Raw genomic sequence first — 13022 nt, 5'->3', positions numbered from 1 at the left:
CGCAGCGGGTGATCAGGCTGCCTTGCGCTGCGGCACCACAGCCGCATGGCTGGAAAAGTGGTCCATGGCGGCTTGCACACCCGATCCCGCGAGTTTGACGCCCGCAAGTTTCAGACCCATTTCACAGCCGCTCAGCGCCGCCATCAGCGTGAGGTCGTTGCAGTCGCCCAGGTGGCCGATGCGGAACATCTTGCCTTTGACCTTGCCCAGGCCGGTGCCCAGTGAGCAGTCAAAGCGTTCGTAAATGATCTTGCGCACCGCGTCGGCATCAATGCCCTCCGGTGTCATGACGCCGGTCAGCACCGGCGAATACACGGCCGCATCGGCGCACTGGATCTGCAGGCCCCAGGCCTTGACCGCCGCACGCACGCCGACAGCCCAGCGCTGGTGGCGCGCAAACACGGTTTCCAGGCCGTGCTCCAGCAGCATGTCGCAGGCTTCGCTGAGGGCGTACAGCAGGTTGGTGTTGGGGGTGGACGGCCAGTAGCCGGTCTTGTTCATCTCGATGATTTCATCCCAGGCCCAGAAGGCTTTGGGCAGCGTGGCCTTTTTGCTGGCTTCGATGGCCTTGGCCGACACGGCGTTGAAGCTGATGCCGGGCGGCAGCATCAGGCCTTTCTGCGAGCCGCTGATGCTGACGTCAACGCCCCACTCGTCGTGGCGGTAGTCGGCCGAAGCCAGGCCCGAAATGGTGTCGACCAGCAGCAGGGCCGGATGTCTGGCGGCGTCAATCGCCTTGCGCACGGCGGCAATGTTGCTGGTCACGCCGGTGGAAGTTTCGTTGTGCACCACGCAGACAGCCTTGATGCTGTGCTGGGTGTCGGCCTTCAGGCGCTCTTCAATCAGATGGGCCTGGACACCATGGCGCCAGACGTCGGCGCCGGGGTAGCCGATGACTTCGGTTTTGAGGCCCAGGCGCGCAGCCAGCTTTTGCCACAGCGCGGCGAAATGGCCGGTTTCGTACATCAGCACATGGTCACCCGCATTCAGCGTATTGGAAAGTGCAGCTTCCCAGGCGCCGGTACCGGAGGCCGGGTAAATGATGACGGGTTGTTGGGTCTGGAAGATCTTCTTGATGTCGGCCAGCACCTTGAGGCCCAGCGCCGCGAATTCGGGGCCGCGGTGGTCGATGGTGGGCAGGCTCATGGCCCGCAGGACGCGGTCAGGCACCGGCGAAGGGCCGGGAATTTGCAGAAAATGACGTCCGGTGGGGTGAAAGTCAAGCGTCAACATGGCGAAAAACTCCAGAAGTAGGGCGCTATTTTTTGCATACAAAATTCATTTGTCAATAGAGCAAAGGGTTACAAATTGATTTGACACCCCTGTTTTTTGCATACAAAATTTGCTTATGGCCGCCGAAATCATTCCCATCCCCCGCGCTGCCCTTCACGAACAGGTGGCGCACCGCCTGCGCCAGATGCTGGTTGAAAACCGCATCCACCCGGGCGCCAAGCTCAATGAGCGCGAACTCAGCGAAGTTTTGAACGTCTCGCGCACACCGCTGCGCGAGGCCATCAAGATGCTGGCCGCAGAGGGCCTGGTCGAGCTCTTGCCCAACCGCGGTGCGATAGCGGTGGAACTCACCGAAGCCGACGTGCTGAATACCTTTGAGGTCATGGCCGGGCTGGAGGCGCAATCGGGCGAACTGGCCGCCCAGCGCATCACCGACGATGAGCTGGCCGAAATCAAGGCCATGCACTTTGAAATGATGGCCGCCTACACGCGCCGCGACCTGCCCAACTACTACCGGCTCAACTCCGCCATTCACAGCGCCATCAACGCGGCCGCGAAGAACCCGGTGCTCACCACCACCTACCGGCAGGTCAACGCGCGCCTGCAGGCGCTGCGCTTTCGCTCCAACCAGGACGAAGAAAAATGGAAGTCAGCTGTGAATGAACACGAGCTGATGATTGACGCACTGGCTGCGCGCGACACCGCCGCCATGCGCAAGGTGCTGCTGGGCCACCTGGCCAGCAAGCGCGAAGTCGTGGTCCAGCAACTGCGCGCCGCGGCGGCGCCCGCCAGCACGCCTTCCAGGGCGTGACCTGCAACGTGACCTTTGCCTGGCTTCAGGGCCGGGCCTCAACACCCACACAAAACCCGGATCGCCCGCGATGAACGCCCCCCTTCCACTCAAGATATCCCGGCAGGCCGCGGCCCACGCCTACGACAACGTGGCCCGCATCAGCAATGAAGTTGCCGGCAGGCTTGCGGCACGGCTGGCCGCCGAAACACAGGGCGAAGTGCTGTTTTCGCCGGCCGACCGGGGCCGTTACGCCACCGACGCCTCCATCTACCAGGTCATGCCTGTGGGAGTGTTTGTGCCGCGCACGGCAGACGACGTGAAGGCCGCGCTGGACATCTGCCGCGACATGCAGGTGCCCATAGTGCCGCGCGGCGGCGGCACCAGTCAGTGCGGGCAAACCGTGGGCACCGGCCTTGTCATCGACTACGCCAAGCATGTGCGCAACATCCTGGCGGTGAACCCGCAAGAGCGTACCGCCGAGGTAGAGCCCGGCATTGTGCTGGACCACCTGAACGCAGCCCTGAAAAAACACGGCCTGTGGTACCCGGTGGATGTTTCGACCAGCGCGCAGGCCACGCTGGGCGGCATGGCGGGCAATAACTCCTGCGGCAGCCGCAGCATTGCCTACGGCAACATGGTGCACAACGTGCTGGGTGCCAAAGCCTGGACATCCGACGGCAGCCTGCTGCAACTGGGTGCTTACGCCGGCAGCAGCGGCAAGGCACGCGAGCTGGGCAGCCACGTGCGTGCGCTGGCCGAGGAGCTGCACCCCCTCATCAAGCGGCGCTGGCCCAAAGTCATGCGGCGCGTGGGCGGCTACAACCTGGACATCTTCGACCCGCAGAGCGAGCGGCCCTACACCAGCGACGGCTCGGTCAACCTGGCGCATCTGCTCATAGGCAGCGAAGGCACGCTGGCGCTGACCCGGTCGCTGACGCTGCAACTGAGCGAGCTGCCCCGGGCCAAGGTGCTGGGTGTGGTGAATTTCCCGACCTTTTACCGCGCCATGGATGCGGCGCAATTCATCGTCAAAATCGGCGAAGGCGCGCTCACTGCGGTAGAGCTGGTCGACCGCACGATGATTGACCTGTCGCTGCAAAACCCGGCCTTTGCGCCGACGATCCGCAGCGCGCTGATCGGCGATCCGGCGGCCATTTTGCTGGTGGAGTTTTCGGGTGCCAGCAAGGCCGAGCTCTTGCCCAAGCTCAAGCGCCTGGGCGAGTTGATGGGCGACCTGCTGCTGCCCGACTCGGTGGTGGAGATGACCGAGGACGCACCGCAAAAAAACCTGTGGGAGGTGCGCAAGGCCGGCCTCAACATCATGATGAGCCTCAAGGGCGACGGCAAGCCGGTGAGTTTTATCGAAGACTGCGCCGTGCCGCTGGAGCATCTGGCCGCCTACACCGACGCCTTGACCGAGATCTTCAGGAAGTACGGCAGCAAGGGCACGTGGTATGCCCATGCCTCCGTCGGCACGCTGCACGTGCGGCCCATCCTGGACATGCGGCGTGAAGGCGCACCCAAGATGCGCGCGATTGCCGAAGAAGCCTCCGTGCTGGTGCGCAAGTTCAAGGGTGCCTACAGCGGCGAACACGGCGACGGCCTGTGCCGCGGGGAATGGATCAAGTGGCAGTTTGGCCCGGAGATCAGCCAGGCCTTCGCCGACATCAAGCAATACATGGACCCGGCGGGCTTGCTGAGCCCCGGACGCATGATCAACCCGCCCAAGATGGACGACACGCGGCTGATGCGGTTTCCGCCGGGCTATCGTGTCATTCCCCTGAAGACTGCGCTGGACTGGCGCGCCTGGGACGTGCAGAACGACCCGGCCACCGAAAGGACCAGCGCACCCGGCAGCGGCGGCGACCCGGCCCGCGGCTTTGCCAAGGCCGTGGAGATGTGCAACAACAACGGCCATTGCCGGAAGTTTGATGCCGGCACCATGTGCCCCAGCTACCGCGTGACACGCGACGAGCAGCACCTGACGCGCGGACGCGCCAACACACTGCGCCTGGCATTGAGCGGGCAGCTCGACGGGATGAAGGCCGAAGACGCCTTCACCAGCGAGGCTGTAAAGGAAGCCATGGACCTGTGCGTGGGCTGCAAGGGTTGCAAGCGCGACTGCCCCACCGGTGTGGACATGGCCAAAATGAAGGTGGAGTTTTTGCACCACTACAAGCACAAGCACGGCTACACGCTCAAAGACAAGATGGTGGCGTACCTGCCCGACTATGCCCACTGGGCCAGCCGCCTGGCGCCGCTGCTGAACCTGCGCGACAAGGTGCCGGTGCTGGCGGCCTGGAGCGAAAAACTGATGGGCCTGTCGGCCCGCCGCACACTGCCGCAATGGACGCGCCAGACCTTCTGGAAGCGCCTGAACAAACCCGGCGCGGCGTCGAAAGGAAGCATCACGACCGCCAGCCGCGAAGAAGTGCTGGCCGCCGCACGGCCGGTCGTGCTGTTTGTGGACACTTTCAACGGCTACTTTGAGTCAGAAAACGCACTGGCTGCACTGAAGGTGCTGCAGGCCGCCGGCTACACGGTGCATGTGGCTGCGAAAACCGAGGCCGACGGCAAGAGCCTGTGCTGCGGCCGCACTTACCTGGCCAGCGGCATGGTAGGCAAGGCCAGAGCCAAGGCGCGCGAGGTGGTGGAAGCCCTGCTGCCCTTTGCCGAAAAGGGCATCGCCATCGTCGGCCTGGAGCCCTCCTGCCTGCTGACGCTGCGCGACGAGATGCTGGTGATGGGCCTGGGCGAAGCAGCGCACACCATCAGCCGCCATGCATTGCTGCTGGAGGAATTTCTGGCGCGCGAGGCAGCCGACGGCAAACTCGACAAGCTCAAGGGCCGGCTGAAAGCGACGGCCCAACCCATCTTGCTGCACGGCCACTGCCACCAGAAAGCTTTTGGCGCGGTCAGCCCCGTCATGGATGTGCTCAAGCTGATTCCCGGCGCAAAACCTGAGCTGATCGAGTCAAGCTGCTGCGGCATGGCAGGAAGCTTTGGCTACGAGGCCAACCACTACGAGGTGTCGATGCAGATGGCCGAACTCAGCCTGCTGCCAGCGGTGCGCAAGCAGCCCGACGCCATTGTGGTGGCCGACGGCACCAGCTGCCGCCACCAGATCAGGGACGGCGCGCAGCGCGAGGCGATTCACGTCGCGGTACTGCTGGCGCAGCAGCTGCAGGGCTGAAGGCGGCCGCCGCACGGCAGGTTTTCAGCAGCCGGAACGCTATACTTTTAATAGCTGCTTGCGCTTTACCCTATTGGGCTACAGCCTGTTTTTGCTTGAATATTCCGGTGCAACACATTTCAGCCACGCAAGCGCCTAGACATGCCCCACCACCATGGGCGCATGCCTGAGGTGAAGCGACAGGCCCAGTGCCGCCATGTGGTTGCCGTTGCGCCCGAGGATGGTTTCGGCCAGCGGAAGGAATTCTTCCTCTTCAAAGCGCGCGTGTTTCAGGTAGGCCTGCACCAGCGCCTCCGCCGCTTGCAGGTCCAGCTCTGCCGGCTGGCTTTTTGCCGCCGCTTTCACTGCGGGTTCGAGGTCTTTCCAGATCGATTCGATCTTGCGGTGCTCGGCCACCAGGCGCTTGATCATCGCGCTGACTTTGTCGGCCTCTTCCCCCTTGGCGGCACTGCGCAACACCGCTGGGAACAACTCATTTTCTTCGTCGGCATGGTGGCCTGCCACCGCGTACTTGAAGAGGCTGAGCGTGTGCGAAGCGACGTTGCGCGCTTGCGCCGCCGCGGCCAGCAAGGCCGGCAGTTCGGCGAAAGCCTGCAGCTGGGACACGATACCGAAGTGGCATTGCGAGAAGCCGGCCAGCGGCATGGCGAGGTCAACCAGGCCCGCAGCGGCGGGAGGCGCGGGCAATTCCCCACTGTGGTAGCTGACGTGATGGATGCTCATGGATCTTTCCCCTGGTTAACGAATGCACCCTGCCGGCCAGCCAACCCGGCAACAGCCGGACAACAGCCAGGAAGCGCCGGGAAGAGCCAACCGGACACCGTGCAGCCAGTTTGACTATAGGGAGGCGATCAGGGGCGCTGTTGATCCAGATCAAACAGCCGCCGGTTCCCCCAAAGCCCGTGTCAGAATATCCGGAAATTTATTCCAACAGGGAGGACTTGATGAACCATTTGTGGACGCGCATCTGTGCGCTGGCGGTTGTGCTGTCTTGCGGTGCTGCCATGGCGCAGCCGATGACAAAAGACGAAGCCGAAAAAATCTGGGCAGAAGCCCGTACAGCAGCCAAGGAAGGCCCGCAGGACATTTCCCTGGCCGACCAGGCGGTGCTGAAGCTGCCGGCCGGCCGCATTTTTGTGCCGCAGCCGCAGGCCGCCAGGCTTCTCAATGCCATGGGCAACCCCGGCAAGGATTCGCGGCTGCAGGGCCTGGTGTTTCCGGCGGCCAACGATTCCTGGTTTGTCACGGTGCGCTTTGAGTCCGCAGGCTACGTGAAAGACGACGACGCCAAGGACTGGAACGCCGACGACCTTCTCAAAAGCTACCGCGAAGGCACAGAGGCCTCGAACAGCGAACGCAAGAAGATGGGTTTTCCTGAAATGGAAATTGTCGGCTGGGCCGAAAAACCGGCCTACAACGCCGCCACCCACCGGCTGGTGTGGGCCATGTCCAGCAAGGACCGCGGCGCAGCGCCCGATGCCGCGCAGGGGGTGAACTACAACACCTACGCGCTGGGGCGTGAGGGCTACTTCAGCCTGAACCTGGTGACGGCGCTGAATGATTTGCCGAAAGACAAACCCGTCGCCGCGGAGTTGCTGTCGGCCCTGCAATACAACGACGGCAAACGTTATGCCGATTTCAACTCCAAAACCGACAAGGTGGCCGAATACGGCCTGGCCGCGCTGGTGCTGGGCGTGGCCGCGAAAAAACTCGGCTTCTTCGCCGTCGCCGCGCTCTTTTTTGCCAAATTTGCCAAGGTGATCTTTCTGGCCGTGGCGGGGTTTGGCGCGGTGTTCCTGAAATACTTCAAGCGCAAACCGGCTGCAGCGCCCATGCCGGTCGCGGCCGCCGAGCAGGAGACGGTTCCTGCCGCATTCGGCAGTGCGGCAAACGCGCCAACCACCCCGGCAAAACCTCCCGCACCGCCCACCGCCTGAAAAGCACCTTCGCGTGACGAAACTCCTGCTGCTGCTTTTCACCGGCGCCAAGTTCGGCAAGTTGCTGCTCACGGGCGGCAGCATGCTGATTTCGGTGTTTGCCTACGCGCTGTTGTTCGGCTGGCGCTACGCGGTGGGTTTTGTGGCGCTGCTGTTTGTGCATGAAATGGGCCACTACATTGCGGCGCGGCAGCGCGGCCTCAATGTGGGCGCGCCCACCTTCATTCCGTTTGTGGGCGCCTGGGTAGAGCTCAAGGACATGCCGCATGACGCCGAAACCGAAGCGTATGTAGGCCTGGGCGGCCCGCTGCTGGGCACGATAGGCGCGCTGGCCTGCTATTTTCTGGCGCGCGACCAGGACAGCAATCTGCTGCTGGCGATTGCCTATTCCGGCTTTTTCCTGAACCTCTTCAACCTGATTCCGCTGTCGCCGTTTGACGGAGGCCGCATCACCGCGGTGCTGTCGCCGCGCATCTGGTTTCTGGGGGTGCCGGTGCTGGTGGGCCTGTTCTTCTGGCGGCCCAGCCCCATGCTTATCCTGATGGCGCTGCTGGCCGGGCCGCAGCTGCTGAAGGCCATACGCTACAAATCAGACAGCGAAGAGGCGAAAACCTATTACGCCACCAGTGCCGCCACGCGCTTTGAATACGGCTTTTATTACCTGGCCCTGGCGGCGTTTCTGGCGGTAATGACGCATGACGTGCATGAAATGCTGCGCGGCGTCAGCGGCATCCGGTAAATCGGGCTGAATGCGCGGCTCGTGTCAGTCCGGCACAAACTTCGCGTTGAAGGTCGCCTCGTCTTCGGGCAGCTCCAGCGTCACCAATTGCCCCATGCGCATGTCGGCGAGGCGGCAGGCGCCGAACAGGCTGTATTTGCCCTTGAGCCCGTAGCTTTCCATGTCGATCAGCATGAAGGAGTGCGGCACAAACACCTGGTGCAGAAAAATCGTACGGTGCCGGTTGCGCGGCGACGGAAAGAGCTTGTATTGCTCGGTGGTGATGCTTTGTGCTGCTGCCATGGTGTGGGTGAGTGAGGGCGGTCGGGGGCTGTCCGGTGTAATGCGTTAACCCTGACTGTAAGCTCTAGCCTTGCACAGACCTTGCCGCGGCCCTGTTTTTTGCCCACTTATGCCCCAATACCCATGACAGAGCGTCACCCAACCCCCGGAAAAGAAGAAATTGCCCTGCTGGAGCCGTTCGACCGGTTGAGCCTGGGACAGATCCAGGTGGTGGCGACACCGGCCCAGGCCGCCGCAGCGCTGCAGGCCCTGGCTGGCGCCACGGTGCTGGGCTTTGACACCGAGTCGAAACCGACCTTTGCCAAAAACGAGGCCTCTGAAGGGCCGCACATCGTGCAGCTTTCGGCGCTCGACAAGGCCTGGATCTTCCAGCTCGAAGACGCCGAATGCCGCCGCGTGGTCGGGCTGCTGCTGAGCTCGCCTGCCATCATCAAGGCAGGCTTCGGCCTGGGGGACGACCAGCGCCGCATCATCCGCAAGCTGGGCACAGACCTGCAGGGCGTGCTGGACCTGAACGTGGTGTTCCGCGAGCGCGGCTACCGCAAGGACATGGGTGTGCGCGGCGCCGTGGCCGTGATGTTCAACAAGCGCTTCCTCAAGTCCAAGAAGGCCGCCACCTCCAACTGGGCCAATGAAAGGCTGACGGAAGCGCAGATCATTTATGCGGCCAACGATGCCTATGGCGCGCTGCGGGTGTACAAAGCGCTGGGGCTGGGGTAAGCGCGGCCGCAATACGCTACCAAATTGATAGCTGGCTGCGCTTATCCACAAAGGGTTTCAACCGCTTTTTACTTAAAAACCCTGACGGCCAAAATTGTCTTTATCTTTAGAAGGAAACAACCATGAAAACACTGCTCCCCCTGCTCGCCTGCGTCCTGATGTCCGGCTGCGCCGCCGAACTGGTCAGCGTCAATGACAAACTGATTGTGGTCAAAGCCCGCCCGTCGAAACTGGGCGAAGCCACCGACATCGCTGAAATGGAATGCCAGAAGCGCGGCCTGCACGCCCGGCTGGTGACAAAGCCGACCCCCGAGCAGTACGGGTTTGAGTGCGTGCGCTGAGTCAGGCATCCACGCATCAGATCGAAGAAAACGAGGAGATGGCATGCAACAACTTCTGAAGTTCTGCAGGATCTTTTGGCTGCTGCTGCCCGTGCTGGTATGGCCCGGCGGCGCCGCGTGGGCGGCCGACATTCATGTGATGACCTCGGGCGGCTTTACCGCCGCCTACAACGAGCTGGTGCCGGCCTTTGAGCGTGCAACCGGGCACAAAGTCATCACGGCGTATGGCGCTTCCATGGGCGACGCACCGGATGCCATTCCGAACAGGCTGGCGCGCAAGGAGCGGGCCGACATCGTGATCCTGGCGGCGCCGGCGCTGGATGCGCTCATCAGCCAGGGCAAGGTGCAAGCCGGCAGCCGGGTGGACCTGGTGCGCTCCCTGATCGGCATGGTTGTACGCGCAGGTGCGCCCAAGCCTGACATCAGCACGGTCGACGCGCTCAGGCGCACGCTGCTGGACGCCCGGTCCATTGCCTACTCGGCCAGCGCGAGCGGTGTCTATATCTCGACCGAGCTGTTCCAGCGCCTGGGAATTTCCGCGCAGGTTGCGGGCAAGAGCACCAAAATACTCAGCGAGCGGGTGGGCACCGTGGTGGCCCGCGGCGATGCCGAACTGGGCTTCCAGCAGGTCAGCGAACTGCTTCCGGTTCCGGGCATCGACTACGTGGGGCCACTGCCGGATGAAGTACAGCGCGTCACCGTGTTTTCAGCGGGCATTGCCACCGATGCTGTCGAGCAGGATGCCGCACGTGCATTGATTCGTTTCTTTACCACTGCGGCGGCCGCGCCCGTCATCCGGAAAACCGGGCTGGAACCCATTACGCCTCGGTAATAGCGGGTATCAGGGGTAGTAGAGTTGCTCCAGCCGCGCGGCCTCGGTGTAGATCGACGGCAGCGTGATGTTGCGGGCACCCAGTGCGGCAGCGCGCAAACCCACGCTGTAGCGCGCGTCCTGGCCCGGAAGCGGTGGTGCACTGGCGGGTTTTGCCTTCAGCCAGGCCAGGGCGTCGGCGGCAGCGATTTCCCCCATCGACTTGGCAGACGGCGCTACGCTGAGCCCCCCGCCCTGCTGAACGTATTCAATATCGACCCCCAGCGGCAAGGGCGCGGCATTGGCTTCGAGCCACTTGATCACCTCGGCATCGGGCACCACGCCGGCCGCTGCGGGCCCGGAACGCAAACTGCCGTGCGAGAGCACCAACACCACATCGGCCTTGCCGTCCATGGCCTTGGTGGCAGCCTGCCAGGCGGGGAAATCGCCCAGTGTGTGGGTAGCCACCACGCTGTGCGGCGCCCAGTTGAAAGCCTCGACCTGCCTGAGCTGACCCTGGCTGGTGGGGCCGGCGTCGCCCAGTACTGCCACGCGTACGGGCTGGCCCTTTTTGACGTGCTGCAGCAAGTCGCGCATGGCGGCCAGCGGCAGGCGCTCGGCCACACCGGTGACGTTGGCTGCGCCCACGTAGCCGTACTCTGCGGGCTCATGGTCTATGGCGGCGAACACCACCCTGGGACGGCCCTGCCCGGCGAAGCGGCGCATCACGTATTGCTGGGCTTCGTCGTCTACGGCAATCACCAGGTCGGGGTTGAACTGCTCAATGGCGCGCAGGCCTTCTTTTGCGGCGTCCTGGCGATGGTCTTCATCGGGAAGGCGGTCTATGCCGAGGTAATGCCAGCGAACAGTCAAGGGCTGCCTGTTTTTGTCCAGGACATGGCGTATGCCTTCGTCCATCTTGCCGACGGTGGTGGAGCTTCGGTCCGAGCTGTGCAGCACCAGCACCCGCGGCTTGGACAGGTTGAACATGCCCAGCAGCAGCAACGCGACAAGAAGGGCCGCACCCGTCAGGACGGCGAGGGTTCCATTTTTCATACCAGGCCCAGCCATTCCCAGTAAGGGATCGAGAGATAGGCCGCCAGCAGGCGCGCCAGGTTCATCCAGTGGTTATAGCGCAGGAAATCGGTGTGTTTGTAGTAGCGGTCCAGCCCGCTGCCCATGACCTGCAGGTACTGCGAGCTTTGGTAGGGCATGAACCAGATGTCGCTGAACATCGCAGTCAGGAAGACCACGACCCAGGGGTTGATGAACTGCGCCTGCCCGATCGGCAGAAGGATGACCGCAGCCACGATCATGCCGGCGGTGATCGGCAGCACCAGGCGCAGCAGCAGCGTGACCACCAGCGCGACCGGAATGAACCAGACCATTTTGCCGCCGACGAAATCAAACATGTTGCCCGCCGAATGGGCCAGTGCGGTGTCCAGCCCCAGGTAGCTGATGGCGCGGCTCAGGCCGTCGAGGCTGAGCAGAAAGAAAATCATCGGCCAGTCGATCTTCTGCTGGAAGTCTTTCTTGCTCAGCAAGCCCATGAGCAGCAGGCCCACCAGCAAAAAGGCCGCCAGCCACGCAGGAGAAATCTGGTGCCAGCCGGCGGTGCCGGCGCCCAGCAGGAAAAACAGGAAACCGGTGAGTGCAGCTTTTTCGGACCGGGTGACGTCGCCCAGCAAGGCCAGCTGGCGCTTGAGCCTTTCCTTGGGCAAAGCGGCCTGGGCCGTGCGCCCAAAACACAGGCGCACCACCACCAGGTGCATGGCCGTGACAGTGAGCGCGGCCACGCCGGCAGCGGCAAACCAGAACAGGCCCTGGAACTGGTCCTGCAGTTGCACGGGCAGCATGCCGAAAGCCGTCAGGTTGGACGACTTGCTGGTCAGCAGCATCGGCGAGAACAGCATGGCGCCGGAAAACGTGGCGGCCATCAAGGCCGTGGCGGACTTGCTGTGCGCCGGCAGGTTGAGGCCTTCGATCATGTCGCGGTAAAACGGCAGCACCAGCGACAGCCGCGCATTGCCAGAAGGCATGATGGGCGACAGCAGGTAACCCGACAGCAGCAGCGCCGCCTGGTGCCAGAACGGCGTGTCGGGCAGGCGTATCAACAACCACAGCATGAAGCGATAGCTCAGGCCCGAGGCGGAAATCACGGCGGCCAGCGCATAGACACCGACCAGCGTGGTGAGTGTTCTTGACGAGAACCCGGCCAGAGCGACTTCGTAGGGCACAAGACCCACGATCAACACCGCGGTAATGGCCACCAGCGGCGGCACGAACTCATCGGCCAGGTTGAACAGCCACATCAGCACCGTGGCCGACAGGATGGCCAGGAACAACGAGGCCTCCACCACCAGCCCGGCCATGCCGGAAAGGAAATAAATCGCGGGCGGCACCAGCACCACACCCAGCCAGCCGACAAGCTCGCGCCGGGAAATGGGTTTGGCCGGCTTTTTGGCGGCGGGCTTGCCGGGGGCCGGCGCAAGAAAGGATTCGCCGCCCACATAACCCATCAGCGTCAGCCAGGCCTTGTTGCGCAAGGCGGGCGATTTTGCAGCCAGCTCGGCCAGGGCGTCGCGCGGAACCTGCACCGCCCTGACCCGCGTGGCGGCCGTGACGCTGCACAGATAATTGGCCGTGTCGCAGGCGGCTTCTTCACCGCAGCGCATACCGGGCAGCACCACAGTACGGCCGGCCGGCGTGGTCAGCTGCAGCTCGCCGGCTTCGATCACATACAGAAATTCGGCCGGCGCGCCTTTCTCGTATAGCGTGTCGCCGGCGGCGAATTCGAGCGTGTGCAGGCTGCCGAGCAGGCGTGCAAGCTGGCTGCCGGACAGGTCGGCGAACAGCGCGTCGCCACGCAAAAGCGCCAGGATGTCGGCGTCGGGGATGGCAGCGGAAATGACGGAGGAAACAGGCATGGATTCCCGGACCTACAGTGAGGTGACGGTAAGAATCCGCAGGGGC

12 protein-coding genes are annotated in these 13022 nt (G+C 63.3%); 7 read left to right on the top strand and 5 right to left on the bottom strand.

All coding sequences use genetic code 11. The features are described from left to right. Positions 1–12: 12 nt before the first annotated feature. Positions 13–1233, bottom strand: a complete 1221-nt coding sequence (locus AC1D13_RS03965) for a pyridoxal-phosphate-dependent aminotransferase family protein (RefSeq protein ID WP_477670980.1) — start codon at positions 1231–1233, stop codon at positions 13–15. 115 nt (positions 1234–1348) lie between these two features. Between AC1D13_RS03965 and AC1D13_RS03960 the strand changes: the two genes are divergently transcribed. Both AC1D13_RS03960 and AC1D13_RS03955 read left to right on the top strand, forming a co-directional pair. Next, entirely contained in the window at positions 1349–2044 is a 696-nt protein-coding gene (locus AC1D13_RS03960) for a GntR family transcriptional regulator (RefSeq protein WP_457278771.1), read from the top strand. A 70-nt stretch (positions 2045–2114) separates the two neighbouring features. Then, positions 2115–5219: an FAD-binding and (Fe-S)-binding domain-containing protein gene (locus AC1D13_RS03955; RefSeq protein ID WP_477688969.1), complete on the top strand. Its 3105-nt coding sequence runs from the start codon at positions 2115–2117 to the stop codon at positions 5217–5219. 135 nt (positions 5220–5354) lie between these two features. Here AC1D13_RS03955 and AC1D13_RS03950 read toward each other — a convergent pair whose 3' ends face one another. Further along, a complete protein-coding gene (locus AC1D13_RS03950) occupies positions 5355–5942 on the bottom strand; it encodes a hemerythrin domain-containing protein (RefSeq protein ID WP_477688968.1) in 588 nt (195 codons plus the stop codon). A 221-nt stretch (positions 5943–6163) separates the two neighbouring features. On the opposite strand from AC1D13_RS03950, the gene AC1D13_RS03945 reads away from it, so the two are divergent. Both AC1D13_RS03945 and AC1D13_RS03940 read left to right on the top strand, forming a co-directional pair. Beyond that, the gene (locus AC1D13_RS03945) at positions 6164–7156 is read left to right on the top strand and encodes a DUF2167 domain-containing protein (protein WP_477688967.1); all 993 of its coding nucleotides are present in this window, start codon (positions 6164–6166) and stop codon (positions 7154–7156) included. Between the two features lie 13 nt (positions 7157–7169). After that, positions 7170–7895, top strand: a complete 726-nt coding sequence (locus tag AC1D13_RS03940; protein WP_457278775.1) for a site-2 protease family protein — start codon at positions 7170–7172, stop codon at positions 7893–7895. Positions 7896–7919: 24 nt separating this feature from the next. Here the strand turns inward: AC1D13_RS03940 and AC1D13_RS03935 are convergent, their stop codons facing one another. After that, positions 7920–8177 carry a hypothetical protein gene (locus AC1D13_RS03935; protein ID WP_457278776.1) on the bottom strand — a complete coding sequence of 86 codons (258 nt, stop codon included), beginning with the start codon at positions 8175–8177 and terminating at the stop codon, positions 7920–7922. Positions 8178–8300: 123 nt separating this feature from the next. Here AC1D13_RS03935 and AC1D13_RS03930 point away from each other — a divergent pair, with 123 nt between their 5' ends. From AC1D13_RS03930 to AC1D13_RS03920, 3 genes are all read left to right on the top strand, one after another. Then, positions 8301–8897: a 3'-5' exonuclease gene (locus AC1D13_RS03930; protein WP_457278777.1), complete on the top strand. Its 597-nt coding sequence runs from the start codon at positions 8301–8303 to the stop codon at positions 8895–8897. A gap of 122 nt (positions 8898–9019) precedes the next feature. After that, entirely contained in the window at positions 9020–9238 is a 219-nt protein-coding gene (locus AC1D13_RS03925; protein ID WP_457278778.1) for a hypothetical protein, read from the top strand. 43 nt (positions 9239–9281) lie between these two features. Beyond that, positions 9282–10070 carry a substrate-binding domain-containing protein gene (locus AC1D13_RS03920; protein WP_477667141.1) on the top strand — a complete coding sequence of 263 codons (789 nt, stop codon included), beginning with the start codon at positions 9282–9284 and terminating at the stop codon, positions 10068–10070. A gap of 9 nt (positions 10071–10079) precedes the next feature. Here AC1D13_RS03920 and AC1D13_RS03915 read toward each other — a convergent pair whose 3' ends face one another. Continuing rightward, entirely contained in the window at positions 10080–11105 is a 1026-nt protein-coding gene (locus tag AC1D13_RS03915) for an ABC transporter substrate-binding protein (protein ID WP_477688966.1), read from the bottom strand. Further along, on the bottom strand, positions 11102–12976 hold the full coding sequence (locus AC1D13_RS03910) for an SLC13 family permease (RefSeq protein WP_477688965.1): 1875 nt from the start codon (positions 12974–12976) through the stop codon (positions 11102–11104). The genes AC1D13_RS03915 and AC1D13_RS03910 overlap by 4 nt, the downstream gene beginning before the upstream one ends. Between the last annotated feature and the right edge of the window lie 46 nt (positions 12977–13022).

Source organism: Polaromonas sp. P1_E12, from assembly GCF_056405975.1.
The sequence above is the reverse complement of the archived record's forward strand: the minus strand, read 5'-3'. Positions and strand labels throughout refer to the sequence as shown.